Below are 24,599 nucleotides of genomic sequence, written 5' to 3' on the forward strand. Positions count from 1 at the left end.
GCCGTCGATCTGCCCAACGGGCAGTACAAGCTGACGTGGCTCACCGACCAGGCACACGGCGCCGGCAAGTTCAAGGTGTTCAAGGTCGACTGCCCCACCTCCAAACCGACGACGCCGGTCGGCGGCCCGCCCGCGGGCGGCGGCGGCATCGCCCGCGGTGAGGCCTTCACGCCGGTCACCGGCGCGGCCGCGGTCGGCCTGGCCGCCGTCGCCGGGACGGTCTGGTTCCGGCTCCGTCGCCGCCCCGATGGCGCCGCGTAGGCCGGGTTCCGCGGATGGCTCCGCCCGGCCGGGCCGGGGCGGGGGCGCGCTCGGGCCCGACGCCGGGGCGGTGAGGCGGCGTGGAGGCGGTGCCGGACCCGGCGCCGCCTCGGCGGCTCGGCGTGGGGGTTCTCCCGGGTCTGGCGATGGGCCGTGGGGTCGGCGTGGGGGTGGTTCCGGGTCTGGCGATGGGCCGTGGGGTCGGCGTGGGGCTGGTTCCGGGTCGGTCGACGCGCCGTCGGGGCGGCGTGGGGGCGGTACCGGGCCCGGAGCGGCTCCGGGGGCCCGGCGGGGTGCCGCCGCCGGCCCCGGAGCCCGGCCCGGCTCCGGAGCTGCCGGCGCCCCGGTCGTGCGGCGCAGGGGCGGGGCGGGCCCCGCTCGAGTGCCCTCGGGGCGGCGCGGAACGGGCCATGACGACGTCCGAGAGCTTCGGCGCGGGGCCGGGCGTGCCGCGGTCTCGGTGGGCCGGCGTGGTTCCGGCGCGGGCACCGGCACCGGCGCAGTCCCGGTGGGGCGGTACGCGGCGACCGCCGGCGTGCCCCGGAAGTGGCCCCTGCGCTCGCGCAGGCCCTGGTACCGGACACGTGCCTACCGGCTGACGCGGACGATCGTGATGGCCGTCTCGCTGCTGCTGGTGGCCGGGGTCTGCTGGGACCGGGGCGAAGAGCCCGGCGCGACGACGTTCACGGCCACGCCGCCGGACTACACCACGGCCGCCCACCCGGCGGGCTCCGGCACGGCCGACCGGCCGTCGGGCACGGGCCCGGGTGCTGTCACAGGCACAGGCCCGGGTGCGAGTGACCGCCCGGCCGGCGCCGGCAGGGGCACGGCCACCCTGCCGGGAAGCTCCCCTACGGGTAAGGCCGCTCCGCCGGGCACCTCCGGCACGGGCAGGACCGCCCTGCCGGGCACCACCCCCACGGGCAAAGCCGCCCTGCCGGGCACCTCGGGCACGGGCAGGACCGCCGTGCCCGGAGCCTCCGGCACCGCTGCCCTCCCGCCCGGCCCCCGCACCGGTCCAGCCGGGGCCCCCGCATCCGCCACGACACCGGCTCGCCCCCCCGGGTCCCGCACTCCGGGCCCCGCCACCCCCGGAGTCCACGCCCCAGGGGTCCGCACCCCCGGGGCCGGCGCCCCCGGGCATCGCGGAGCCAAACCCCCCAAGCCCCCCAACCGACCCGCGACCGCGACGCAGCGCCCCGCTCCCAGGCCGCCCGCCCCTGCCGCCCGGAAGCCCCGTCCGGCGGCCGGCCTCCGCCCCCTGCTCCGTTCCCGGGCCACTCGCCTCCTCATCCCCTACCTCGGCCTCGACGCCCCGGTCATGGACCTCGGCCTCGACCGCGACCGCCGTCTCACCGCCCCGCCGGACGACGATCCCAAGCTCGTCGGCTGGTACCGGCACGGCGCCTCGCCCGGCGAGCAGGGCACCGCCGTGGCCGTCGGGCATCTGGACACGGACAGCGGGCCCGCCGTCTTCGCGGGGCTGACCGAGCTGAAGCGGGGCCGGATCGTCAAGGCCCGGCGTGCCGACGGGCGGATCGCCGTCTACACGGTCGACCGGATCAAGTCGTACGACAAGGCGCACTTCCCGAGTCAGGAGGTGTACGGCGCCCGGGGCCGCCCCGAGCTGCGCCTGATCACCTGCGGCGGCGACTACGACCGCAGGAAGGGCTACTCCGGAAACCTGGTCGTCTTCGCCCATCTCACCGGCATCCGCTGACCCGGACCGGGCCCCGCCCGACGGCCGGCTCGGGCCGTCCGCCTTCTCACCAGATGGACCGAAGCCCCCGATCTCGCCCGATGTCTTCCCCCGGCCGCGCACATTCCGTTAACTTCCGTGACCCACAGCCCCGTACGACCCGCACGGGGCTTCCGACCGCGGAGCACCATCGCCCTGATGACCCCTCGGGGGCCCCTCATGACACGCGCCATCTCCCTGCACGATGTGAGCAAGGCCTACCCGCGGGGCCCGCGCGTGGTGGACCGGCTGACGCTGGACATCACGCCCGGCGAGTTCCTCGTGCTGCTCGGCCCGTCCGGCTGCGGCAAGTCGACCGTACTCAGAATGATCGCCGGGCTGGAGGAGATCGACGAGGGCCGGCTGCTGCTCGACGGCCAGTACGCCAACGACCTCCCGCCGTCCGGCCGGGACATGGCGATGGTCTTCCAGAACTTCGCCCTCTACCCGAACATGACCACCCGCGACAACATCGGCTTCCCGCTGCGCATCGAGTCCCCGGGCGTGGATCACCGCCCCCGGGTGGACGCCACCGCCCGCATGCTCGGCATCGAGGACCTCCTCGACCGCCTGCCCGGGCAGCTGTCCGGCGGCGAGCGCCAGCGGGTCGCGATGGGCCGGGCCATCTCCCGACACCCCTCCGCCTTCCTGATGGACGAGCCGCTGTCCAACCTCGACGCCAAACTCCGCACCCATCTGCGGGCCGAGATCGCCCGGCTCACCCAGGAACTGGGCGTCACCACGATCTACGTCACCCACGACCAGGCCGAGGCCATGTCGCTCGGTGACCGGGTCGCGGTGCTGCGCGGCGGTGTGCTGCAGCAGGTCGACAGCCCCCGCGTGGTCTACGCGCTGCCCAGCAACGTCTTCGTCGCCGCGTTCATCGGCACCCCGCGCATCAACCTGCTGCGCGGCCTGGTGCGCGCCCCGCTCGACGGGGCGATGACCATCAGCCTGGGCAAGCAGTTCCTGCGCCTGCCGGAGCCGCTCTCCCTCGACCACCAGCTGCTGCGCGTCCAGCAGGGCCGCGAGGTCATCGTCGGCCTGCGTTCGGAGGCCGTCCGGATCGCCAACCACAGCGCTGCCCGCCCCGGCGAGGTGCCGATCACCGGCCTGGTCGAGCACGTGGAGTTCCAGGGGCACGAGATCCTCGTCCACTTCAACACCGGCTCCAGCCCCGCCGTCGTCGCCGAACTGGAGGCCGCGCGCCCCCGCCCCGGCCGCCCCGCCCGGAGGCGGCGCGACGGCTCGGTCCTCACGAGGCTGCGGGAGCGGTCCGGAGCCGGGCGGGCCGGACCCGTGATCGCCCTGGACCAGCCCGAGGACCCGCAGAAAACCGCGACCGCCGACGCCCGCCTGCCCGGCGACCTGATCGTCCGTACCACCCCGGACCTGGCCCTGCGCCACGGCATGCAGGTGCCACTCCTCGTGGACCTCGCCCACCTCTTCGTCTTCGACCAGCACGGCGACCGCATCTGCCCGCATCCGGCGCGGCAGCCCGACCTGGGGGAGTGAGAAGCCCCACCTTCGGACGGGACCCGCGCCGTGCTGTGATGGCCCGGCGGCATCCGGGCCCCGGCACCCCGGGACGTCTGGCGTCAGAAAACTATCGTCGCTAGTTTATGTGTCGGACGACGACGCCCCGCCCCGGAGGAAGCGCGATGAAGGCACACGACGGCATGTACATCGACGGCGCCTGGCGCCCCGCCGCCGGCCAGGACGTGATCGAGGTCGTGAACCCGGTCGACGGGCAGGTCATCGGCACCGTCCCCGCGGGCACCGCCGAGGACGTCGACACCGCCGTACGGGCCGCCCGCGCCGCTCTCCCCGGCTGGGCGGCGACCCCGCCGGCCGAGCGGGCGGCACGCCTGGCCGCCCTCCGGGACGTGCTCGTGGCCCGCGCGGACGAGATCGCCGAGACGGTCACGGCCGAACTCGGCTCGCCGCTGAAGTTCTCACAGGCCGTCCACGCGGGCGTGCCGATCGCGGTGGCGGGCTCGTACGCGGAGCTGGCGGCGACGTACGCCTTCGAGGAGAAGACCGGCAACTCCGTCGTGCACCACGAGCCGGTCGGCGTCGTGGCCGCGATCACGCCCTGGAACTACCCGCTGCACCAGATCGTCGCCAAGGTCGCCCCGGCCCTCGCGGCGGGCTGCACGGTCGTGGTGAAGCCCGCCGAGGACACCCCCCTGGTGGCCCGGCTCTTCGCTGACGCCGTGCACGAGGCGGGCATCCCGGCGGGCGTCTTCAACCTGGTCACCGGTCTCGGCCCGGTCGCCGGCCAGGCGCTCGCCGAGCACCCCGGTGTCGACCTCGTCTCCTTCACCGGCTCCACCGCCGTCGGCCGGCAGATCGCCGCGATCGCCGCCGGACAGGTCAAGAAGGTCGCCCTCGAACTCGGCGGCAAGTCCGCCAACGTCATCCTCCCGAGCGCGGACCTCGCCAAGGCGGTCAACGTCGGGGTCGCCAACGTCATGTCCAACTCCGGGCAGACGTGCAGCGCCTGGACCCGGATGCTGGTCCACCGCGACCAGTACGACGAGGCCGTCGAGCTCGCCGCGGCCGCCGCCGCCAAGTACGGCGAGCGCATCGGCCCCGTCGTCAACGCCAAGCAGCAGGCACGGGTCCGCGGCTACATCGCGAAGGGCGTCTCGGAGGGAGCCCGCCTGGTCGCCGGCGGCCCCGAAGCCCCGCGCGAGGAGGGTTACTTCGTCAGCCCGACCGTCTTCGCCGACGTCACCGAGGACATGACCATCGCGCAGGAGGAGATCTTCGGCCCGGTCCTGTCGATCCTGAAGTACGAGGACGAGGAGGACGCCCTGCGGATCGCCAACGGCACCGTGTACGGCCTGGCCGGAGCCGTCTGGGCCGGGGACGAGGCCGAGGCGGTGGCCTTCGCGCGCCGGATGGAGACCGGCCAGGTCGACATCAACGGCGGCCGCTTCAACCCCCTCGCCCCCTTCGGCGGCTACAAGCAGTCCGGTGTGGGCCGCGAACTCGGCGTGCACGGACTGGCCGAGTACCTCCAGACCAAGTCCCTCCAGTTCTAGAAGCAGGGGAGTCCCTTCCGTCATGGCTGTCCGCGCCGCCGTCCTGCCCGCCGTCGGCTCCCCGCTGGAGATCACCGGCATCGACCTGCCCGACCCCGGACCCGGCCAGGTCCGCGTCCGGCTCGCCGCCGCCGGGGTCTGCCACTCCGACCTGTCCCTGTCCGACGGCACCATGCGCGTGCCCGTCCCGGCCGTCCTCGGGCACGAGGGCGCCGGCACGGTCGTCGCCGTCGGCGAGGGGGTCGGCCATGTCTCGCCCGGCGACGGGGTCGTCCTCAACTGGGCGCCGTCCTGCGGCGCCTGCCACGCCTGCTCGCTCGGCGAGGTGTGGCTGTGCGCCAACGCCCTCAGGGGCGCCGCCGACGTCTACGCCCGCACCACCGGGGGCACCGACCTCCACCCCGGCCTGAACGTCGCCGCGTTCGCCGAGGAGACGGTCGTCTCCGCCTCCTGCGTGCTGCCCGTCCCCGACGGCGTCCCGCTCACCGACGCGGCCCTGCTCGGCTGCGCCGTCCTCACCGGCTACGGCGCCGTCCACCACTCGGCCCGGGTCCGGCAGGGCGAGACCGTCGCGGTGTTCGGCGTCGGGGGAGTGGGCCTCGCCGCCCTCCAGGCGGCCCGGATCGCGGGCGCCTCGAAGATCGTCGCGGTGGACGTGTCCGCCGAGAAGGAGGAGCTGGCCCGGACGGCCGGCGCCACCGACTACGTCGTCGCCTCCGACACCACCGCCCGTGAGATCCGCGGCCTCACCGGCAAGCAGGGCGTCGACGTCGCCGTCGAGTGCGCGGGCCGCGCGGTCAGCATCCGCACGGCCTGGGACTCCACCCGCCGCGGCGGCCGCACCACGGTCGTCGGCATCGGCGGCAAGGACCAGCAGGTCACCTTCAACGCCCTGGAGATCTTCCACTGGGGCCGCACCCTCTCCGGCTGCGTCTACGGCAATTCCGACCCGGCTCAGGACCTCCCGGTCCTGGCCGAACACGTCCGGGCGGGCCGCCTCGACCTGAGCGCGCTGGTGACGGAACGCATCTCCCTGGACGGCATCCCGGCGGCCTTCGAGAACATGCTGGCGGGCAAGGGCGGCCGGGCCCTGGTCGTCTTCTAGCCCCGGCTCTCCGGTTCCCCGGCCTCCTCGCGAGGCCGGGGTCTTCGGCGTGCCCGGGGTCCGCGGTCGATGCCAAGTACAGGTAAAAGTCCTGGTGCACGACCCGTTGACGTACATACCGTCCGGTCAGTACGTTCCCCGGAACTCGAGCCACCCCCCGTTCCGTCCCCAGCACCCCCGGAGCGTGCACCGCATGGACACGGCACCTTCCGCTCAGCCCGTCATCACCACGCCCGCCGTCGGCAACCGCCGCCGGGTGGCCACGGCCGCGGCGCTCGCCTCGGCCGTCGAGTGGTACGACTACTTCGTCTTCGGCATCGCCGCCGCCCTCGTGCTCGGCGACCTCTACTTCCCCGCCGGCAGCGCCACGGCAGGCGTCCTCGCCTCGTTCGCGACCTTCGCCGTCGGCTTCCTCGCCCGGCCCATCGGCGGCATCGTCGCCGGCCACCTCGGCGACAAGCGCGGCCGCAAGCCGATGCTCGTCCTCGCCCTCACCCTGATGGGCGTGGCCACCACCGGCATCGGCCTGCTGCCGACGTACGAGACGATCGGCGTGGCCGCCCCGATCCTGCTCGTCCTGCTCCGGGTCGCGCAGGGCATCGCCGTCGGCGCCCAGTGGGGCGGCGCGATGCTCCTGGCCACCGAGTACGCCCCGGAGGGCAAGCGCGGTGTCTACGGCAGTTTCGTCCAGCTCGGCGTCCCCATCGGCGTGGTCACCGCCAACACCGTCTTCCTGCTGGCCGGCGCGCTCACCAGCGACTCGGCGTTCGCGGCCTGGGGCTGGCGGGTGCCGTTCCTGGTCGGCCTGCTGGTCCTCGCCCTCGCCTGGTACATCCACACGCGCGTCGAGGAGACCCCGGCGTTCCGGGAGGCCGAACGGGCGCTCGCCGAGAAGGAGAAGTCCGAGCAGAGCTCGCCGCTGCGCACGATCCTGCGCGGCCACCTGGGCACGGTGTTCCTGGCCGGCGGCTCCTTCGCCGTGAACACCGCCACCTTCTACATCCTCATCACGGGCGTCCTGGACTACACGACCCGGGAACTGGACATGAAGAAGGGCCCGGTGCTCATCGTCTCGCTCTGTGTCAGCCTCACCCAGCTCGTGCTGATCCCGGCCGCCGCGGCGCTCTCCGACCGCGTGGGCCGCATCCGGATCTATGCCTTCGGCGCGGCCGGCATCGCCCTGTGGGCCGTGCCGCTCTTCCTGCTGATCGACACCGGCTCGCTGCTGTGGCTCGCGGTCGGCACGTTCGTCGCGAGCTGCTTCCTGAGCATCATGTACGGCCCCCAGGCCGCCCTGTTCGCCGAGCTGTTCACGCCCGAGATGCGCTACACCGGCGCCTCCCTCGGCTACCAGATCGCGGCCGTGGCGGGCGGCGGGCTCGCGCCCTTCATGATGGTGCTGCTGCTGGAGGCGACCGGCACCTCGATGGCCGTGTCCGGCTACATCGTCGTGCTCTCGGTGATCGCCCTGGTGTCGATCAAGATCCTCGCGGACCGGGCGCGCACGGCCGAAGCACAGGCCGGGCCGGACACGAAGGCCGAGCCGGAGGCCAAGGCCGAGTCAGCGGGCTGAGTCCGGGGTCTCCTCGGGCAGTGGCTCCGGAACCGCTCCCGGGACCACTGTCCGGGCCGCCGCCCGTGACCGCGACCGGGACACCGCCACGCCCGCCAGGCACAGCACACCGCCGACCAGCGTGAGCAGCCCCGGCACCTCGCCGAGGAACAGCCAGGACATCAGCACGACCAGTGCGGGCGCCGCGTACGTCGTGGCGCCCATCCGGCTCGCGGTCGTCCGGGACAGGGCGTACGCCCAGGTCGTGAAGGCGAGGGCGGTCGGGAAGACGCCCAGATAGACCATGTTGAGCGTCGCGGTGGCAGGCGCCGCGGCGGCCTCGTGCACGAGCTGCCCGGCGAACGGCAGGCACAGCACCGCGCCGACCAGGCACCCGAACGTGGTCACCTGCAACGGGCTCGCCGAGCCCAGCGCCGGCTTCTGCGCCACGACACCCCCGGCGTACGTGATCGCCGCCAGCAGGCACAGCACCACCCCGAGCACCGAGGAGCCGCCCTCGCCCGACATCGACAGACCCACCGTCACGGCACCGGCGAACGACACGGCCATCCCCGCCAGCAGCCGCGGCGGCATCGGGTCGCCCAGCAGCCGGGCACCGAGCAGCGCGATGAGGATCGGCCCGGTGTTCACGACCAGGGCGGCCGTACCCGCGTCGACCTGCTGCTCGCCCCAGTTCAGAACGACCATGTAGCAGCCGAACCACAGCACGCCCGATATCGCGATCCCGCGCCATGCCGAGCGCGGCGGCAGGCCCTCCCGCCGCAGCAGGCAGATCACCCCCAGCGTCAGCGCCCCGGCCAGCAACCGCCCGAGCGCCAGCGCGCCCGGTGAGTATGCGTCACCGGCGCTGCGGATCGAGACGAAGGCGGAGGCCCACAGTACGACGGTCACCGCGGCCGCACCGGCGGCCAGCAGCTCCGCCCGGCGGGCGGGAGGGGACGCGGAGGTGTTCGACATCATGCTCCAGAGGCTAGGAGGGGGAGGGGCCGAAAGGCTCGCGGATTTCGGACGGGGCACCGCGCCCGGCCGGAAAGGCGCCGTGCGCGATCGAAGAGGTGCCGGGCCGGATGGGGGCGCCATGCGGTCGGACGGGGTGCGGGTCGGATGGGGCGCCGTGCGGTCGGACGAGGTGCGGGTGGGATGGGGCGTCGTGCGGTCGGAGGAGGTGCCGGGTCGGATGGGGCGCCGTGCGCGGCTACCGCAGCGCCGTCGCCTGTACGCCCGGTCGACCGAGGGGCCCCGTTCGCCGGCCGCCGTCACCTGTCGCGGCAGGTCCGGACCGGCTTCGGGGCTCGGCGCAGCGCCGTCGCCGCCACGCCCAGCAGATCGAAGAGGGCGCGTTCACCGGCCGCCGTCACCTTCACGGCCCGTTCCGAGCCGATGCGCACGCACCAGCCCGCTTCCAGGGCGTGCCGGCACAGCGCCGCGCCCGCGACGCCCGCGAGATGAGGCCGGCGTTCGGTCCAGTCGAGACAGGCCCGGGCGAGTGGCCGGCGGCTCCGCCGGTCGAGGGCGATACCGGCCGAGTCGAACCACTCCACCCCCGCGTCGGTGAGCGCGAACCCCGTTTCCTGCTCCAGCAGACCGCGTCGCGTCAGCGCGTCGGTGACCGCGATGCCGAGCCGCCCGGCGAGATGGTCGTAGCAGGTGCGGCCCCGGGCCATCGCCGAGCCGGCGCTCGACTCCCGCAGGGTGCGCGGCCGTACGGCCGCGCCCGGCGTGACCTGCGCGGCCAGGTCCTCCAGCAGCTGCGCGACCCGCGCGTCGGCCAGCCGGACGTAGCGGTGCCGGCCCTGTCGCTCCTCGGTGAGCAGTCCGCCCGCGACGAGCCGGCCCAGGTGCTCGCTCAGCGTCGACGCGGCGACCCCCGCGTGCCGCGCCAGCTCACTCGCGGTCCAGGCCCGTCCGTCGAGCAGCGCCAGCAGGCACGTGGCCCGGGTCTCGTCCGCGAACAGCGCGGCGAGTCGGGCCAGGGCCGTCGCCTGCGGATCCCTCGTCGTCATGCCCCCAGCATGGAACACGAACGGTTCGGCCGGCGCCGAAGCGTCCCTACGCCGTGCGCCGCACCTGCTCGTACTGCCGCGCCAGCCCGTCCAGCAGGGCCGTCAGCCCGGTCTCGAAGGCCCTTTCGTCGATCTTCTCCTGCTGGTCGGCGAGGAGGTGGGCCTGCTGGAGGTGGGGATAGTCGGCGGGGTCGTAGGCGCTCGCGTCGTCCACGAAGCCCCCGGCGAAGGAGCCGAGCGCGGAGCCCATCACGAAGTACCGCATCAGGGCGCCGATGGAGGTGGCCTGCGCCGGCGGCCAGCCCGCGGCGACCATCGCGCCGTAGACGGCGTCCGCGAGGCGCAGTCCGGCCGGACGGCGGCCCGGGCCGCGGGCCAGCACCGGGACGATGTTCGGGTGGTCGCGCAGCGCGGCCCGGTAGGAGACGGCCCAGTCGTGCAGCGCGGTCCGCCAGTCCCGGCCGTCCTGGAACATCGACAGGTCCACCTGGCCGCTCACCGAGTCGGCGACCGCCTCCAGGATCTCGTCCTTGGTGCGGAAGTGGTTGTACAACGAGGGCCCGCTGACCCCCAGTTCGGCGGCGAGCCGCCGCGTGGAGACGGCGGCCAGCCCCTCCGCGTCCACGAGCGCACGGGCCGTCTCGACGATCCGGTCGGTGCTGAGCAGGGGCTTGCGCGGTCGGGCCATGGCGCACATAGTAGGGCTGCACCGAGAAACTAGCAGTGCTAATTTAAATCAATACTTACGGCTTTCAGTGGGGTGACCTGTGGTGAATCTGGAGCTCAGCGAGGAGCAGAGCGCGGTCCGGCAGCTCGCGCGGGACTTCGTGGAGCGCGAGATCACCCCGCACGTCGTCGCCTGGGACCGCGCCGAGGAGGTCGACCGGGCGATCGTCAAGAAGCTCGGCGAGGTCGGCTTCCTCGGCCTGACGATCGACGAGGAGTACGGCGGCTCCGGCGGCGACCACCTCGCGTACTGCCTGGTCACGGAGGAGCTGGGCCGGGGCGACTCGTCCGTGCGCGGCATCGTCTCCGTCTCCCTCGGGCTCGTCGCCAAGACGATCGCCGCCTGGGGGAGCGAGGAGCAGAAGCGGCGCTGGCTGCCGGGGCTGACCTCCGGCGCGTCGGTCGGCTGCTTCGGCCTGACCGAGCCGGGCACGGGCTCGGACGCGGGCGGTCTCGCGACCCGCGCGGTGCGGGACGGCGACGACTACGTCCTCGACGGCACCAAGATGTTCATCACCAACGGCACCTGGGCCGACGTCGTCCTGCTCTTCGCCCGCTCCACGGACGCCCCCGGCCACAAGGGCGTCTCCGCCTTCCTCGTCCCCACCGACACGCCCGGCCTGACCCGCCGCACCATCCACGGCAAGCTCGGGCTGCGCGGCCAGGCCACCGCCGAACTCGTCCTGGAGGACGTGCGCGTACCCGCCTCCGCCCTGCTCGGGCAGGAGGGCAAGGGGTTCTCGATCGCCATGTCGGCTCTCGCCAAGGGCCGGATGTCCGTCGCCGCGGGCTGCGTCGGCATCGCCCAGGCCGCCCTCGACGCGGCCGTGCGGTACGCGGGAGAGCGGGAGCAGTTCGGCAGGACCATCGCCCACCACCAGCTCGTCCAGGAGCTGCTCAGCGACATCGCCCTGGACGTGGACGCCGCCCGGCTGCTGACCTGGCGGGTCGCCGACCTGATCGACCGAGGGCGGCCGTTCGCCGTGGAGTCGTCCAAGGCCAAGCTGTTCGCCTCGGAGGCCGCAGTCCGCGCCGCGAACAACGCGCTCCAGGTCTTCGGAGGCTACGGCTACATCGACGAGTACCCGGTGGGCAAGCTGTTGCGCGACGCCCGGGTGATGACCCTCTACGAGGGCACGAGCCAGATCCAGAAGCTGGTCATCGGGCGGGCGCTGACGGGCGTCTCGGCCTTCTGAGTACGTGTCTGAGTACTACGGCGGATGTGGCGCGGGCCACGTCCGCCGATGCTTTCCCCATGAGTGACACACCGGGCAAGCAGCAGAACACGGCCGCCTTCTACGGCCAGGCCGTCGCCTCCTTCGCCGTCGCCATGGCGGCCACGGCCATCGGCATCTACCAGTTGAGCGCCGACGCCTGGGTGCGGGCTTTCCTCGCCATCGCCGTCCTGTACCTGGTCACCTCGGCCTTCACCCTGTCCAAAGTGATCCGGGACCGGCAGGAGGGGCCGGGGGCGGCCCCCTCGTACGCCCCCTACGAGAAGCGCTGAGCGGCCACGCTAAGCGCTCGCTCACCTTCGGCGGTATGGTGTTGCTCCTGCCAGTGGAGAGGGGCGAGCGATGGGTACGGCGGAGGAGACGGCCGGCGGCGAGGCGCAGGCGTGGGGCGAGGTCACGCCCGACGCGGCGCGGAGGCTGCTGATCGCCGCGGTGGAGGCCTTCGCCGAGCGTGGCTACCACGCCACGACGACCCGCGACATCGCGGGCCGCGCCGGGATGAGCCCGGCCGCGCTCTACATCCACTACAAGACCAAGGAAGAACTGCTGCACCGCATCAGCAGGATCGGGCACGAGAAGGCCCTGGAGATCCTGCGGACGGCCTCCCGGGGTGAGGGCAGCCCCACCGAGCGGCTCGCCGACGCGGTCAGCTCCTTCGTGCGCTGGCACGCGGGTGGCCGTACCACCGCCCGGGTCGTGCAGTACGAGCTCGATTCGCTGGGGCCCGGTGCCCGCGCCGAGATCCTCGCGCTGCGCCGCGAGGTCGACGGCGAGGTGCGCGGGATCATCGAGGAGGGCGTGCGGTCGGGCGAGTTCGACGTCATCGACGTGCACGGCACGACGCTGGCCGTGCTCTCCCTCTGCATCGACGTGGCGCGGTGGTTCAGCGTCGGCGGGCCCCGGACGCCGGAGGAGGTCGGCGAGCTGTACGCCGACCTCGTGCTGCGGATGGTCGGAGCCCGGGGCCCGACGCCCTGAGGTTCGCCGGGTCCCGGCCTCAGAAGTAGTAGCGCGCCACCGACTCGGCGACGCAGACCGGCTTGTCGCCGCCCTCGCGCTCCACGCTGAAGGCGACGGCCACCTGGACGCCGCCGGGCACCTCGTCGACGCCGCTGATCGTCGCGGTGGCGCGCAGCCGGGAGCCCACGGGGACCGGGGCGGGGAAACGCACCTTGTTGGTGCCGTAGTTGACGCCCATCTTCACGCCCTCGACGGCGATCAGCTGCGGCCCGAAGAGGGGCAGCAGGGACAGGGTCAGGTAGCCGTGCGCGATGGTGGTGCCGAACGGGCCCGCGGCGGCCTTCTCCGCGTCGACGTGGATCCACTGGTGGTCACCGGTGGCCTCCGCGAAGAGGTCGATCCGCTTCTGGTCGATGTCGAGCCAGTCGGTGTACCCCAGTTGTTCGCCCACCGCCGACTTCAGGTCGTCGGCGGACGTGAAGATCCTCGGCTCTGCCATGTCTTCCAGGCCTCTCGTGTGCAGGGGGTCTGCGCGCTCAGTGTCTAAGCGACTGCTTAGCATGGTCGGCCGTGCGGGCTGTGTCAACGGACTCGGTAGGGTTCGAGGGGTGCCCCAGATCCCAGAGAAGATCCATGAGCTCACGGTCGGCCAGCTCGCGGCGCGGAGCGGCGCCGCCGTTTCCGCCCTGCACTTCTACGAGTCCAAGGGCCTGATCAGCAGTCGCCGGACCGCGGGCAATCAGCGCCGCTACTCCCGCGACACGCTCCGCCGGGTCGCCTTCATCCGGGCCGCGCAGCGGGTCGGCATCCCCCTGGCGACGATCCGCGACGCACTCGCGGAACTCCCCGAGGAGCGCACGCCCACCCGGGAGGACTGGGCGCACCTGTCCGAGGTCTGGCGCTCCGAACTGGAAGAACGCATCAAGCAGCTGAACCGCCTGAGGGATCACCTCGCCGACTGCATCGGCTGCGGCTGCCTCTCCCTGGACAACTGCGTCCTGTCCAACCCGGACGACGTCTTCGGTGAACGCCTCACGGGCTCCCGCCTGATGGTGGACCGGGGCGGTCGCGGGTAGCCACTGCCCGGCTCCCCTTGCTCCGTCAGGCCGGAGGCGGGCCCTGGGGCGTCATGGAGTCCGTGCTCATGTGCCGGGCCGGCCCGCCTCGGGTCCTGCCCGGCCCGCCCCGTACTCCGCCAGCCCGGCAGCGACCAGTTCCCCGTTGGACCCCGCCCGTCTCCCGCCCGGCAGAACCAGGACGTCCTCCAGCCCGACCCGTGTTGCCAGGCCCAACCGCCCCGCGAGCCGCAGTACCGGCCACGCACCCCCGTCCTCTCCGTGCAGCAGCACAGGACGGCCATGCGCGGACCCCAAGTCCGACAGCAGCCCCCGTGCCGAAGCGACCGCGCTCGCGGGGTCCGGGTCCGTCACCTCCGCCAGGACCCTCAGCACCTTCGGCCCGAGCGCCGAGGCCGCGAACCGCTCCGCCCCGTCCGTGCCGGACCAGATGCCGGCCTCCACGCCCACTCCGCGCTCCAAGAGCAGCGCGGCCGTCTCCTCCGCCCCCGGCTCGTGCCAGTTGACCGAGGCGTGGTCGGGCAGCACGGTCCAGTCGCGTATCCGCTCCAGCCGGGCGGCCGGGTCGGGCTCCGCCCACGCGCCCGTGGTCACACCCACCGGCACCGGCACCCGCGCCCGGATCGCCGACAGCGTCATCGCGAGCACCCGCGGCGACAACGTGTCCCGTCCGCAGGGCGTCTTGGGATGGACGTGGAGGTCCGTCGCCCCGGCGGCCACGGCCTCGGCGGCCGAGTCGGCCATCGACTCGGGTGTCAGCGGCACGGCCACACCGTCAGCGGCCGTCCGCGAACCGTTCAGGCACACCTGCATCATGCCGTCGATGGTGCCGGTCACCACCGACAGTGGGGGTGCGGCATCCCCGGCGCACCCCCCCCGCGCACCCGCATCCGTCAAGCCGACACCAACAGCCTGGTCCGCCTGGCGTAGGCCAGGGCCTCGGGCGTGAGCACGGGACGCGGCACCAGGATTCCGCAGTCCGCGCAGACCGGACCGGACGAGGGTTCGTGGTCCAGGTCGTACCTCCAGAAGAGCTGCTCGCCGCCGCAGACCGGGCACGCCGAGCCCGGCTCGCGCTCCAGCGCGGCGATCAGCCGGCGCAGCACCTCGTCCAGCGGTTCACGGGGATGGACCGCCGGGTCGTCGCACCACGCCACGCCGAAACCGCCCCAGGTCAGCCGGTGCCAGTCGTCCACACTGCCCGGCCTGCGCAGTCCGTCGTGCTTCTCCTTCTTGCGGCGCTCGGCGAACTCGACCTCATAGGCCAGCCAGACCGCCCGCGCCTCCTCCAGCTCCTCCAGTGCGGCCACGAGCCGCACCGGGTCGGGGGAGCGGTCCTCGGGACCGAACCCCGCCCGGGAGCAGAGATGGTCCCAGGTCGCCCTGTGCCCGTAAGGGGCGAACCTCTCAAGGCACTTACGCAGCGAATAGCGCCGCAGGGCCAGATCGCACCGCGGATCGCGGACCTGTCTCGCCAGACTCCGGAAACCGGCCATCGTCCTGCACCTCCGTCACACCTGCACCTGTAATCCGGTCACTTCGGCGTCGTCGTACGGACGTCGCCGAATAGACGTATCGACAAGCGAATCGGCTCCATCCGATTTCAAATGGCCTCCATAAGCGGCCCGAAGGGGCTCGCCAGTCGACTGCCGTGATCCGTGTGTCTGTTGTGCCGACTTCAAAAAGTGACGCTTGTTCATCTTCAAGCCGGGGGATACCGGCGGTAACATCCGGCCCACCCCCGGCGGGAGGAGCCCCCATGCCACGGCGTGCCCCACGCACCGTTCTCGACAGAATGAGAACTCCCAGCGGAATCCCCGGGTTCCTGAAGACAGCATCGGTATGCACCCTGATTGCAGGTCTCTTGTCGCCGCTTGCCCCGGCTGCCGCAGCGGAAACAGCGACCGCGCAGCCCACCGCCGCGGCGAACGACCACTGCGGCAACCAGTGTTCGGACATCCTCCCGCCAGGTCAGAACGGCAACGCCACCCTCGCCCAGATCCTCCTCAACCAGGCCTTCGGCACCCAGCCCGAGCACGCCGAGGACCAGCTCGGGCCCTACGCCAACCTCGCCAAGGGCTACCCCGCCCTCACCAACGACAAGATCAACACCTTCTTCAACGACGCCTCCTTCGGCGTCCCCGCCGACCAGGTCGCCTCCAGCCTCAAGCCCGCCGGACGCAGCGACGTGACGATCGTCCGGGACAAGAAGACCGGTGTGCCGCACATCACCGGTACCACCCGATACGGCACGGAGTTCGGCGCCGGCTACGCGGCAGCCCAGGACCGGCTGTGGCTGATGGACGTCTTCCGGCACGTCGGGCGCGGTCAGCTGACCTCCTTCGCGGGCGGTGCCCCCTCCAACCAGGGCCTGGAGCAGCAGTTCTGGCGGCACGCCCCGTACAGCGAGGCCGATCTGCAGGCGCAGATCGACAACGCCGTCGCCACCAACGGCGAGCGCGGGCAGCAGGCCCTGGCCGACGTCAAGGCCTACCTCGACGGCATCAACGCCTACATCGACGCCTCCGACAAGGGGCGCACCTTCCCCGGTGAGTACGTACTCACCGGGCACAAGGACTCAGTCACCAACGCCGGGACGATCGAGCACTTCAAGATCACCGACCTGGTCGCCCTGGCCTCCGTCATCGGCGCGCTGTTCGGCTCGGGCGGAGGCGGCGAGGTGAACAACGCCCTCTCCCTCATGGCCGCCCAGGAGAAGTACGGCGTCACCGAGGGCACCAAGGTCTGGGAGTCCTTCCGGATGCGCAACGACCCGGAGGCCGTCCTCACCCAGCACGACGGCAGCTTCCCCTACGGCACCAAGCCGGCCGACCCGCAGGGCACCGCCCTGCCCGACGCCGGTTCGGTGGAGCCCGAGCCGCTCGTGTACGACCGCACCGGCAGCGCCGGGACGGCCGCCGCGACCGGCGCGTCCGGCGCAGCGGCGAAGGATGCCCGGTCCTCCGCCAAGCGCGGCATGTCCAACGCCCTCGTGGTCAGCGGCAAGCACACGGCCAGTGGCCACCCCGTCGCCGTGTTCGGCCCGCAGACCGGCTACTTCGCCCCCCAGCTCCTCCTGCTCCAGGAGATCCAGGGTCCGGGCATCAGCGCCCGCGGCGCCTCCTTCGCCGGCCTGAGCATGTACGTCGAACTCGGCCGCGGCCAGGACTACGCCTGGAGCGCCACGACCTCCGGCCAGGACATCATCGACTCCTACGCGGTCGAACTGTGCCAGGACGACTACCACTACCTGTACCGCGGCACCTGCACGCCGATGGAGAAGATCGAGCAGAAGAACGCCTGGAAGCCCACCACCGCCGACGGCACCGCGGCCGGCTCGTACACCATGCGGGTCTGGCGGACGAAGTACGGGCCCGTCGAGTACCGCGCCACGGTCGGCGGCAAGAAGGTCGCCTACACCACCCTGCGCTCGTCCTTCCTGCACGAGGCCGACTCCATCATCGGCTTCCAGATGCTGAACGACCCGGACTACGTCAAGGGCCCGGACTCCTTCCGGAAGGCCGTCCAGCACATCAACTACACCTTCAACTGGTTCTACGCCGACTCCGAGCACACCGCGTACTACAACAGCGGCGACAACCCGGTGCGCGCGGCCGGCGTCGACTCCGAGTTCCCGGCGTGGGCCCGGCCGGCCTACGAGTGGCGCGGCTGGGACCCGGCGACCAACACGGCCGAATACACCCCGCCCTCCGCCCACCCGAACTCCATCGACCAGGACTACTACGTCTCCTGGAACAACAAGCAGGCCAAGGACTACACGACCGCGCCCTGGGGCAACGGCTCGGTGCACCGCGGCAACCTCCTGGAGGACCGGGTGAAGAAGCTGGTCCAGCAGGGCGGGGTGACCCGCGCCGCCCTGGTGAAGGCCATGGCCGACGCCGGGCTGGCGGACCTCCGGGCCGAGGACGTCCTGCCCAAGCTCCTGAAGGTCGTCACCAGCTCGCCCGTCACCGACCCGGCCGCCGCGGCCGCCGTGAACAAACTCCAGGCATGGGCCGCCGCGGGCGGCAAGCGCACGGAGACCGCCGCCGGTTCCAAGAAGTACGCCGACGCCGACGCGATCCGCATCCTGGACGCCTGGTGGCCGCTGCTGGTCAAGGCCGAGTTCGAACCGGGCCTCGGCAGCGAGCTGTACCAAGCCGTCACGGCCAACCTCCCCGTCGACGAGTCCCCGTCGGCCGGGCACGGCCCGACCGGCTCGCACGCGGGGAGCTCCTTCCAGTACGGCTGGTGGAGCTACGTCGACAAGGACGTCCGCGCGGTGCTCGGTGAGCAGGTGAAGGGGCCGCTCGCGAGGAAGTACTGCGGCGACGGCAGCCTCGGCGCCTGCCGCGACACCCTCGTCAGCACCCTGAAGGAGGCGGCCGGCAGGACCGCGGCCCAGGTCTACCCCGGCGACGACGTGTGCTCGGCCGGCGACCAGTGGTGCGCCGACTCGATCAACCACCGCACCCTCGGCGGCATCAAGCACGGCAAGATCAGCTGGCAGAACCGGCCGACCTACCAGCAGGTCGTGGAGTTCATTTCACACCGGTGAGGCACCGTCCTGGCGGCGGGTCAGCGAACGCGGCCCGCCGCCAGGACCAGCCGGGCCAGCTCCGCGTGCAGGATGTCGCTGTGCGCACCGGCGGGCGGCCCGCCGCGTCTGACCACGGCCGCCGCGTCGACGTTCACGCACCCCGCGGCCGGCAGTCGCGCCTTCAGGGCCTCGGCGAGGGTGTACGCGCGCGTGCCCGGCACCGCCTGCACCCCGTCGTGGCCCATCGCGCCCCACTTCGCGCCCAGGACCCGTCCCATGGCCGACTCGGCGGCCGACCGGCTGTCGCCCGCCATCCGCGAGGCCAGCGGGTACATCGTGCCCAGGGCCGTGTCGTGCCGGGAGTGACAGCACACCAGGGGTCCGTCGACACGGTTCTGCTGCCCCTGGAGCACCCCTCCGGCCCGGGCGTCGTGCGGCAGCCGGGCCGCGAACGCGTAGTGCGAGAACGCCCCTTGGAGCAGCGTCACCGACTTCACCGTGCGCACGCCCTCGGGAAGTCCCCGCAGCGCGAACGACACCAGCCGCGCGCCGAAGCTGTGCCCGACCAGGTGCACCCGCACGCCCGGCGCCGCCTTCGCGAGCTGTCCGACGACCCGGCCGAGCCCTCGCTCACCGACGGTCCCGGCGCGTCGCTTCATCGCGTAGTACGTCGCCTGCCGCAGCAGTTCGTGCGCACCGTCCCAGGGGTTGGGGATCCTGAACCCCTGCGGCGACCCGGACGCGTCGCACTCCGTCCGCGCCCGTGCGAACGCCTCGCAGGCCGCCGCCGACGATCCGGCGAACATCTCCGGCTCGCTCTGCGGCACGCCCTCCGCCACCGTGTCCGCCGCGAACAGCGCTTGCGGCCCCGGCGCCACCACCTCCACCAGCGTCCGCACCAGCCGCCCGAATTCCTCCAGCTCCGCGTCCTCCGGCGGCTGTTGCTCCAGCAGCCGGGCGATCTGGTCGACCAGGATCGCCCGGCCCGGGAAGGTCTCCAGCAGCGCGTGCCGGGTGTCCTTGTCCAGCACCGGGCGCCCCGGCGGATCGGCCGCCACGGCCCGCGGGAAGTCCGGGATCGGCTCGTCCGCGAACCGCATCGCCGGCCACAGCACCCCGACGTACCCGATCCGCGCCGCCGGGGCCAGCCGCGGCACGGGCGCGAAGAAGCGGTCGTAGAGGCGGGTCGCCCCGGAGCGGTCGTTGTTCCAGCCGTGCGCGAAGACGATCAGATCGCGCACGCCCCGTTCGGCCACCCCGGCGAGGAGCCGGTCGCGAAGGCGGCTCTCGGGGTCTCCGTCCGCGTCGAAGACCAGCTCCCAGTAGGGAGTCACACTCATCGCCGGATCCGCCATTGCAGGCCCCCTGACCCCCGGTGACGCCACGTGTGGGCGCATCGTCCTGCCAACGGGGGAGCTTGGCCATACGTCACGGGCGCATTCGGCTCAGCGGTAGAGGAGGTACTTCCGCCGTGTCCTGCGGAAGGCCGCCAGGTCCTCCTGCCACCCGGCCACCACCTCGTCGGTGGGCGCGCCCGCGTCGATCATCGTCCGTACGCGCGCGGAGCCGGTGAGCTTGTCGATCCAGTGGTCCGGACGCCAGGCGAAACCGCTCCAGACCTTCTTCGCGGTCACGAGCAGGGCGATCCCCGTGCGGACGGGGTCGAAGGCGGCCCGGTCGTGCACATGGAGTTGCACACCGCCGATCGTCTTCCCCTGGAACTTCGAGAAGGTGGGCGCGAAGTACGCCTCCCTGAACCGCACGCCGGGCAGGGCGAGTTCGTTCGCCGCCGCCGCCCAGCGCCGGTCGACGCCCTCCGCGCCCAGCAGCTCGAACGGGCGGGTCGTGCCCCGCCCCTCCGACAGGTTCGTGCCCTCGAACAGGCATGTTCCCGAGTACACCAGGGCCGTCTCCGGCGTCGGCATGTTCGGGCTGGGCGGCACCCAGGGCAGCCCGGAGGCGTCGTAGAACTCCGAGCGCTTCCAGCCCGACATCGTCACGGTCTGAAGCGGCACGGGCTCGGTCAGGAACTCACCGTTGAACAGCCGCGCCAGTTCGGCGACGGTCATTCCGTGGGTCTGGGCGATGGGCTGCCGCCCGACGAACGTGGCGAACTCCTTGTGCAGGACCGGGCCGAGGGCTGCCCGTCCGGTCACCGGGTTGGGCCGGTCCAGGACCACGAACCGCTTGCCGGCGAGCTGGGCGGCCTCCATGCAGTCGTACAGCGTCCAGATGTACGTGTAGAAGCGGGCGCCGACGTCCTGGATGTCGAAGACGACCGTGTCTACGCCGGACGCGGTGAAGACGTCGGCGAGGGGCCGGCCGCTCTTGAGGTACGTGTCGTAGACGGGCAGGCCGGTCGCCGGGTCGTCGTGGCGGCCCTCGGAACCGCCGGCCTGGGCGGTGCCGCGGAATCCGTGTTCAGGGCCGAAGACGGCCCTGAGGTCCACTCGGGTGTCCGCGTGCATGACGTCGACGATGTGCCGGACCTCGCGGGTGATGCCGGTGGGGTTGGTGACGATGCCGACCTTTTGGCCGTCGAGCAGGGTGTAGCCGTCGTGGGCGAGGCGTTCGAAGCCGGTGCGCAGTTGCCTGCGGCGCTGGGCGGCGGATGCGGTGGATGTCGCTGATACGGCTGCCGCCGTGGCGGTGGTGAGTACGGCTCGTCTGGAAGGGCGCATGCGGTGACCTCCTTGAGCGGGGATGGTCGGCATGGGCACGGTATGCGCTGCGGCGGGCCGTGGGGAGGCTGCGGGCGGTGTGTGGCCGGCCGCGCAGTTCCCCGCGCCCCTTTCAGGGGCGTTTCGGCATGGGCGCGGTAGTGCTGCTGCGGGCCGTGGGGAGGGTGTGGGCCGTCTGTGGCCGGTCGCGCAGTTCCCCGCGGCCCTTTCAGGGGCGTTGTCGGCCCCTTCCCTGGTACATACCGACCGGTTAGTCTGGCGTCATTGCTGAGCCGCGACTGAGGAGACCGATGGTGGGAGCCTTTCAAGGGGCCGGAGTCGTTGTCACGGGGGCCGGAGGCGGGATAGGGGCCGCGCTCGCCCGGCGCTTCGCGGCGGAAGGCGCCCGGGTCGTGGTCAACGACCTGGACGCCGGGCGGGCCAAGGGCGTCGCGGACGAGATCGACGGCATCGCCCTGCCCGGCGACGCCTCCGCGATCGTCGACGACGCCCGGGACGCACTCGGCGGGACCGTCGACGTCTACTGCGCCAACGCCGGTGTCGCCTTCGAGGGCGGGGCCGCCGACGGGCCGCTGGACGAGACGGCCTGGGCCGCCTCCTGGGACGTGAACGTGATGGCGCACGTCCGCGCCGCCCACGCGCTGCTGCCCGGCTGGCTGGAGCGCGGCAGCGGACGGTTCGTCTCCACCGTGTCCGCCGCCGGGCTGCTCACCATGATCGGGGCCGCACCGTACGCCGTCACCAAGCACGGCGCGCTCGCCTTCGCCGAGTGGCTGTCGCTGACGTACCGGCACCGGGGTGTGAAGGTCCACGCCATCTGCCCCCAGGGCGTGCGCACCGACATGCTCGCCGCCACCGGCAGCGCGGGCGACCTCGTGCTCCAGCCGACCGCGATCGAGCCCGAAGCCGTGGCGGACGCCCTGCTGAAGGGCATCGAGGAGGACAGGTTCCTGATCCTGCCGCACCCCGAGGTCGCCGCCTACCATCAGGCCCGGGCCGGCGACCCCGACCGGTGGCTGTCCGGCATGAACCGCATCCAGCAGCAGTGGGAGGAGGCCCGGTGACCGACTCCCGTTACGCCGCCAAGCCCTGGCTCGCCCTGCTCAGCGACGCCCAGAAGGGCGCGATCAGCCCCGCGGGCTCCCTCGTGCACGCGCTGCGCCGGGCCGTGGCCGAGGCACCCGGGAGCGACTGCCTGGCCTACTTCGACGGCCGGCTGACCTACCGGGACGTCGACGAGCTCAGCGACTCCGTCGCCGGGCACCTCGCGGCGCGCGGTCTGCGGCGCGGCGACCGGGTCGCGGTGCTGCTGCAGAACTCCCCGCACTTCGTGCTCGCCCTGCTGGGCGCGTGGAAGGCGGGCGCGGTCGTCGTGCCGGTCAACCCGATGTACAAGTCGGGCGAGGTGGCGCACGTCCTGCGGGACGGCGAGGTCGCCGCGCTGATCTGCTCGGACCGGGCCTGGGAGTCGTATCTGCGCGAGACGGCGTCGGACTCGCCCGTACGGATCGTGCTCACCGGGTGCGAGCTGGACTTCCAGAGCCGCGGCGACGCGCGCGTGCTGACCTTCGAGCGCCTGCCGCAGGCCTCGGACGCCGACGATCTGGTGACCGTGGCACGGGCCGGCCACAAGGCGCCCGAGGACCGTGACCCCGGCCCCACGGACATCGCGCTGATCAGCTACACCTCGGGCACGAGCGGCACACCCAAGGGCGCCACCAACACGCACGGCAACATCATGTACAACGCCGAGCGGCAGCGCACCGGCCTCGGACTGCCCGAGCGGCCCGTCTACTTCGCGCTGGCGCCGCTGTTCCACATCACCGGCATGGTGTGCCAGTTCGGCGCCTGTCTGACCAGCGGAGGCACGCTCGTGCTGGCCTACCGCTTCGAGTCGGGCGTGGTGCTGGACGCGTTCGCCGAGCACCGCCCGCACTACACGGTGGGGCCGTCCACGGCCTTCATGGCGCTGGCCGCCCACCCCTCCGTCACCCGCGACCACTTCTCCTCCTTCCGGGTGATCTCCTCCGGCGGCGCCCCACTGCCGCCCGCGCTGGTGGAGAAGTTCCGGGCCGGATTCGGTCCGTACATCCGCAACGGCTACGGGCTGACCGAGTGCACCGCGCCCTGCGCCTCGGTGCCGCCCGGCCTGGAGGCACCGGTCGACCCGGCGTCCGGGACCCTCGCCGTGGGACTGCCCGGCCCCGACACGGTCGTGCGGATCGTCGACGACGCCGGCGAGGAGGTGCCCTTCGGCGAGCAGGGCGAGATCGTCGTCAGCGGCCCGCAGGTCGTCCCCGGCTACTGGCGCCGCCCCGACGCCACCGCCGCCACGTTCCCCGGTGGTGAACTGCGCACCGGCGACATCGGCTTCATGGACGAGCAGGGCTGGCTGTACGTCGTCGACCGCAAGAAGGACATGATCAACGCGTCCGGCTTCAAGGTGTGGCCGCGCGAGGTCGAGGACGTCCTCTACACGCACCCGGCGGTGCGCGAGGCCGCCGTCGTCGGGGTGCCCGACGGGTACCGCGGGGAGACCGTCAAGGCCTACATCAGCCTGCGTCCGGACGCCGACACGGACCCGGATGCACTCGCCGCCTATTGCAAGGAGAGACTGGCCGCCTACAAATATCCGCGCCAGGTGGAGATCCTGCCGGACTTGCCGAAGACGGCCAGTGGGAAGATCCTCCGGCGGGAACTGCGTTCCCGTACGCAAGGCGACTGACAACAGAACGGAAAGGCAGGTGGCGGCAGTGCCCAGGACCACGGACTCGGACGGCACGCCCGTGCCTCAGCGGCTCCTCGCCGCCGCCACCCGGCTCTTCGCCGAGCAGGGCTACGACCGCACCTCGGTGCAGGAGATCGTCGAGGCGGCCGGCGTCACCAAGGGGGCGCTGTACCACTACTTCGGCTCCAAGGACGACCTGCTGCACGAGGTGTACGCGCGCGTGCTGCGCATCCAGCAGGAGCGGCTGGACGCCGTGGCCGGTGCCGACGAGCCGGTCGACAAGCGGCTGCGGCACGCCGCCGCGGACGTCGTGGTGACGACCATCGAGAACCTCGACGACGCCATGATCTTCTGGCGGTCGATGCACCACCTCAGCCCCGAGAAGGACAAGCAGGTCCGCGCCGAACGCCGCCGCTACCACGAACGCTTCCGCGCGCTCGTCGAGGAGGGCCAGAAGTCCGGCGTCTTCTCCGAGGCGACCCCGGCGGACCTGGTGGTCGACTACCACTTCGGCTCGGTCCACCACCTGTCGACGTGGTACCGCCCCGACGGTCCCCTCACGCCCCAGCAGGTCGCCGACCACCTGGCCGATCTGCTGCTGCGCGCCCTGCGCCCGTAGCAGCCGTACCGCCCCCGGTTCAGGAGCGGCCGCGGCGGCTCTCCGCCGGGAGCTCGGACTGCCGGGGAGTCGTCAGGTACGCGTAGGTGCCCGTGAGTTCCAGCAGGCGCCGCAGCGCCGGTCCGACGTCGTCCAGGTCGAAGGCGATGCCGTTCGTCCAGCGTCTCGGAGTCACGGGCAGGGGGTGAGCGCGGTGCGCCCGGCTTGAAGGCGACGCCGGTCTCCTCCATCAGCACCTGCTGCGTGCGCAGCGCGATCTCCGCGGCCTGCTCGCTCGGCAGGGCGAGGGTCTCGTCGAGCGCGT

The 24,599-nt window shown here is 72.7% G+C and carries 22 protein-coding genes and 2 pseudogenes; 14 read left to right on the top strand and 10 right to left on the bottom strand.

The features are described from left to right. From ABT116_RS22755 to ABT116_RS22780, 6 genes and pseudogenes are all read left to right on the top strand, one after another. Positions 1-261 (top strand): annotated as a pseudogene (locus ABT116_RS22755) (hypothetical protein); the annotation flags it as partial. Positions 262-721: 460 nt separating this feature from the next. Next, positions 722-1,981 (top strand): class F sortase, encoded by a 1,260-nt coding sequence (locus ABT116_RS22760; protein WP_351636867.1) that lies wholly within the window; start codon positions 722-724, stop codon positions 1,979-1,981. A gap of 198 nt (positions 1,982-2,179) precedes the next feature. Beyond that, positions 2,180-3,514: an ABC transporter ATP-binding protein gene (locus ABT116_RS22765; RefSeq protein WP_351636869.1), complete on the top strand. Its 1,335-nt coding sequence runs from the start codon at positions 2,180-2,182 to the stop codon at positions 3,512-3,514. Positions 3,515-3,660: 146 nt separating this feature from the next. Continuing rightward, positions 3,661-5,049, top strand: coding sequence for an aldehyde dehydrogenase family protein (locus tag ABT116_RS22770; RefSeq protein ID WP_351636871.1), 1,389 nt, complete (start codon positions 3,661-3,663; stop codon positions 5,047-5,049). A 22-nt stretch (positions 5,050-5,071) separates the two neighbouring features. Beyond that, complete coding sequence (locus ABT116_RS22775) at positions 5,072-6,154, top strand: Zn-dependent alcohol dehydrogenase (protein WP_351636873.1); 1,083 nt, start codon at positions 5,072-5,074, stop codon at positions 6,152-6,154. Positions 6,155-6,347: 193 nt separating this feature from the next. Continuing rightward, positions 6,348-7,727 (top strand): MFS transporter, encoded by a 1,380-nt coding sequence (locus ABT116_RS22780; protein WP_351636875.1) that lies wholly within the window; start codon positions 6,348-6,350, stop codon positions 7,725-7,727. On the opposite strand, the gene ABT116_RS22785 is transcribed toward ABT116_RS22780, so the two are convergent. The 3 genes from ABT116_RS22785 to ABT116_RS22795 form a co-directional block, all read right to left on the bottom strand. After that, on the bottom strand, positions 7,716-8,684 hold the full coding sequence (locus tag ABT116_RS22785; RefSeq protein ID WP_351636901.1) for a DMT family transporter: 969 nt from the start codon (positions 8,682-8,684) through the stop codon (positions 7,716-7,718). The two genes, ABT116_RS22780 and ABT116_RS22785, sit on opposite strands and share 12 nt — an antisense overlap. A gap of 299 nt (positions 8,685-8,983) precedes the next feature. Further along, a complete protein-coding gene (locus ABT116_RS22790) occupies positions 8,984-9,730 on the bottom strand; it encodes an ArsR/SmtB family transcription factor (RefSeq protein ID WP_351636877.1) in 747 nt (248 codons plus the stop codon). 46 nt (positions 9,731-9,776) lie between these two features. Then, on the bottom strand, positions 9,777-10,418 hold the full coding sequence (locus ABT116_RS22795; RefSeq protein ID WP_351636879.1) for a TetR/AcrR family transcriptional regulator: 642 nt from the start codon (positions 10,416-10,418) through the stop codon (positions 9,777-9,779). A gap of 82 nt (positions 10,419-10,500) precedes the next feature. Here ABT116_RS22795 and ABT116_RS22800 point away from each other — a divergent pair, with 82 nt between their 5' ends. From ABT116_RS22800 to ABT116_RS22810, 3 genes are all read left to right on the top strand, one after another. After that, positions 10,501-11,652, top strand: coding sequence for an acyl-CoA dehydrogenase family protein (locus ABT116_RS22800; RefSeq protein ID WP_351636881.1), 1,152 nt, complete (start codon positions 10,501-10,503; stop codon positions 11,650-11,652). 59 nt (positions 11,653-11,711) lie between these two features. After that, on the top strand, positions 11,712-11,963 hold the full coding sequence (locus ABT116_RS22805; RefSeq protein ID WP_190897590.1) for a YiaA/YiaB family inner membrane protein: 252 nt from the start codon (positions 11,712-11,714) through the stop codon (positions 11,961-11,963). Positions 11,964-12,033: 70 nt separating this feature from the next. Beyond that, a complete protein-coding gene (locus tag ABT116_RS22810) occupies positions 12,034-12,669 on the top strand; it encodes a TetR-type transcription factor C-terminal domain-containing protein (protein ID WP_351636884.1) in 636 nt (211 codons plus the stop codon). A 19-nt stretch (positions 12,670-12,688) separates the two neighbouring features. On the opposite strand, the gene ABT116_RS22815 is transcribed toward ABT116_RS22810, so the two are convergent. Further along, positions 12,689-13,150: a MaoC family dehydratase gene (locus ABT116_RS22815; protein ID WP_344462081.1), complete on the bottom strand. Its 462-nt coding sequence runs from the start codon at positions 13,148-13,150 to the stop codon at positions 12,689-12,691. Between the two features lie 109 nt (positions 13,151-13,259). Here ABT116_RS22815 and soxR point away from each other — a divergent pair, with 109 nt between their 5' ends. Further along, complete coding sequence (gene soxR, locus ABT116_RS22820; RefSeq protein WP_351636886.1) at positions 13,260-13,727, top strand: redox-sensitive transcriptional activator SoxR; 468 nt, start codon at positions 13,260-13,262, stop codon at positions 13,725-13,727. A 66-nt stretch (positions 13,728-13,793) separates the two neighbouring features. On the opposite strand, the gene ABT116_RS22825 is transcribed toward soxR, so the two are convergent. Together ABT116_RS22825 and ABT116_RS22830 are read right to left on the bottom strand one after the other, a co-directional pair. Beyond that, positions 13,794-14,543: a 3-keto-5-aminohexanoate cleavage protein gene (locus ABT116_RS22825; RefSeq protein WP_351636903.1), complete on the bottom strand. Its 750-nt coding sequence runs from the start codon at positions 14,541-14,543 to the stop codon at positions 13,794-13,796. A 77-nt stretch (positions 14,544-14,620) separates the two neighbouring features. Beyond that, positions 14,621-15,223: a hypothetical protein gene (locus tag ABT116_RS22830; RefSeq protein ID WP_351636888.1), complete on the bottom strand. Its 603-nt coding sequence runs from the start codon at positions 15,221-15,223 to the stop codon at positions 14,621-14,623. 263 nt (positions 15,224-15,486) lie between these two features. Between ABT116_RS22830 and ABT116_RS22835 the strand changes: the two genes are divergently transcribed. Next, positions 15,487-18,285, top strand: coding sequence for a penicillin acylase family protein (locus ABT116_RS22835; RefSeq protein ID WP_351636889.1), 2,799 nt, complete (start codon positions 15,487-15,489; stop codon positions 18,283-18,285). Between the two features lie 20 nt (positions 18,286-18,305). On the opposite strand, the gene ABT116_RS22840 is transcribed toward ABT116_RS22835, so the two are convergent. Both ABT116_RS22840 and ABT116_RS22845 read right to left on the bottom strand, forming a co-directional pair. Then, a complete protein-coding gene (locus ABT116_RS22840) occupies positions 18,306-19,622 on the bottom strand; it encodes a serine-threonine protein kinase (RefSeq protein ID WP_351636891.1) in 1,317 nt (438 codons plus the stop codon). 90 nt (positions 19,623-19,712) lie between these two features. Further along, positions 19,713-20,948: an exo-beta-N-acetylmuramidase NamZ family protein gene (locus ABT116_RS22845; protein ID WP_351636893.1), complete on the bottom strand. Its 1,236-nt coding sequence runs from the start codon at positions 20,946-20,948 to the stop codon at positions 19,713-19,715. 290 nt (positions 20,949-21,238) lie between these two features. Between ABT116_RS22845 and ABT116_RS22850 the strand changes: the two genes are divergently transcribed. Genes ABT116_RS22850 through ABT116_RS22860 form a run of 3 tightly spaced genes read left to right on the top strand, consistent with a single transcriptional unit; the run spans position 21,239 to position 24,295 of the window. Beyond that, positions 21,239-22,012, top strand: a complete 774-nt coding sequence (locus tag ABT116_RS22850) for an SDR family oxidoreductase (protein ID WP_351636895.1) — start codon at positions 21,239-21,241, stop codon at positions 22,010-22,012. Then, a complete protein-coding gene (locus ABT116_RS22855; protein ID WP_351636897.1) occupies positions 22,009-23,673 on the top strand; it encodes a class I adenylate-forming enzyme family protein in 1,665 nt (554 codons plus the stop codon). Before ABT116_RS22850 ends, ABT116_RS22855 begins: the two co-directional genes overlap by 4 nt. A gap of 28 nt (positions 23,674-23,701) precedes the next feature. Further along, positions 23,702-24,295: a TetR/AcrR family transcriptional regulator gene (locus tag ABT116_RS22860; RefSeq protein WP_351636899.1), complete on the top strand. Its 594-nt coding sequence runs from the start codon at positions 23,702-23,704 to the stop codon at positions 24,293-24,295. Positions 24,296-24,314: 19 nt separating this feature from the next. Here ABT116_RS22860 and ABT116_RS22865 read toward each other — a convergent pair whose 3' ends face one another. Both ABT116_RS22865 and ABT116_RS22870 read right to left on the bottom strand, forming a co-directional pair. Beyond that, positions 24,315-24,470, bottom strand: coding sequence for a hypothetical protein (locus tag ABT116_RS22865; RefSeq protein WP_351636905.1), 156 nt, complete (start codon positions 24,468-24,470; stop codon positions 24,315-24,317). A gap of 34 nt (positions 24,471-24,504) precedes the next feature. Beyond that, positions 24,505-24,599, bottom strand: a pseudogene (locus tag ABT116_RS22870) (methylmalonyl-CoA mutase family protein); the annotation flags it as partial.

Origin of the sequence: Streptomyces sp. NPDC002130, from assembly GCF_040296465.1 — a bacterium.
GTDB lineage: Bacteria > Actinomycetota > Actinomycetes > Streptomycetales > Streptomycetaceae > Streptomyces.

Coding starts and splice junctions, on each gene's coding strand:
- ABT116_RS22765 (WP_351636869.1), top strand. CDS start 2,180: ATGACACGCGCCATCTCCCTGCACGATGTGAGCAAGGCCTACCCGCGG.
- ABT116_RS22770 (WP_351636871.1), top strand. CDS start 3,661: ATGAAGGCACACGACGGCATGTACATCGACGGCGCCTGGCGCCCCGCC.
- ABT116_RS22775 (WP_351636873.1), top strand. CDS start 5,072: ATGGCTGTCCGCGCCGCCGTCCTGCCCGCCGTCGGCTCCCCGCTGGAG.
- ABT116_RS22780 (WP_351636875.1), top strand. CDS start 6,348: ATGGACACGGCACCTTCCGCTCAGCCCGTCATCACCACGCCCGCCGTC.
- ABT116_RS22785 (WP_351636901.1), bottom strand. CDS start 8,684: ATGTCGAACACCTCCGCGTCCCCTCCCGCCCGCCGGGCGGAGCTGCTG.
- ABT116_RS22790 (WP_351636877.1), bottom strand. CDS start 9,730: ATGACGACGAGGGATCCGCAGGCGACGGCCCTGGCCCGACTCGCCGCG.
- ABT116_RS22795 (WP_351636879.1), bottom strand. CDS start 10,418: ATGGCCCGACCGCGCAAGCCCCTGCTCAGCACCGACCGGATCGTCGAG.
- ABT116_RS22805 (WP_190897590.1), top strand. CDS start 11,712: ATGAGTGACACACCGGGCAAGCAGCAGAACACGGCCGCCTTCTACGGC.
- ABT116_RS22810 (WP_351636884.1), top strand. CDS start 12,034: ATGGGTACGGCGGAGGAGACGGCCGGCGGCGAGGCGCAGGCGTGGGGC.
- ABT116_RS22815 (WP_344462081.1), bottom strand. CDS start 13,150: ATGGCAGAGCCGAGGATCTTCACGTCCGCCGACGACCTGAAGTCGGCG.
- ABT116_RS22825 (WP_351636903.1), bottom strand. CDS start 14,543: ATGATGCAGGTGTGCCTGAACGGTTCGCGGACGGCCGCTGACGGTGTG.
- ABT116_RS22830 (WP_351636888.1), bottom strand. CDS start 15,223: ATGGCCGGTTTCCGGAGTCTGGCGAGACAGGTCCGCGATCCGCGGTGC.
- ABT116_RS22835 (WP_351636889.1), top strand. CDS start 15,487: ATGCCACGGCGTGCCCCACGCACCGTTCTCGACAGAATGAGAACTCCC.
- ABT116_RS22840 (WP_351636891.1), bottom strand. CDS start 19,622: ATGGCGGATCCGGCGATGAGTGTGACTCCCTACTGGGAGCTGGTCTTC.
- ABT116_RS22845 (WP_351636893.1), bottom strand. CDS start 20,948: ATGCGCCCTTCCAGACGAGCCGTACTCACCACCGCCACGGCGGCAGCC.
- ABT116_RS22850 (WP_351636895.1), top strand. CDS start 21,239: ATGGTGGGAGCCTTTCAAGGGGCCGGAGTCGTTGTCACGGGGGCCGGA.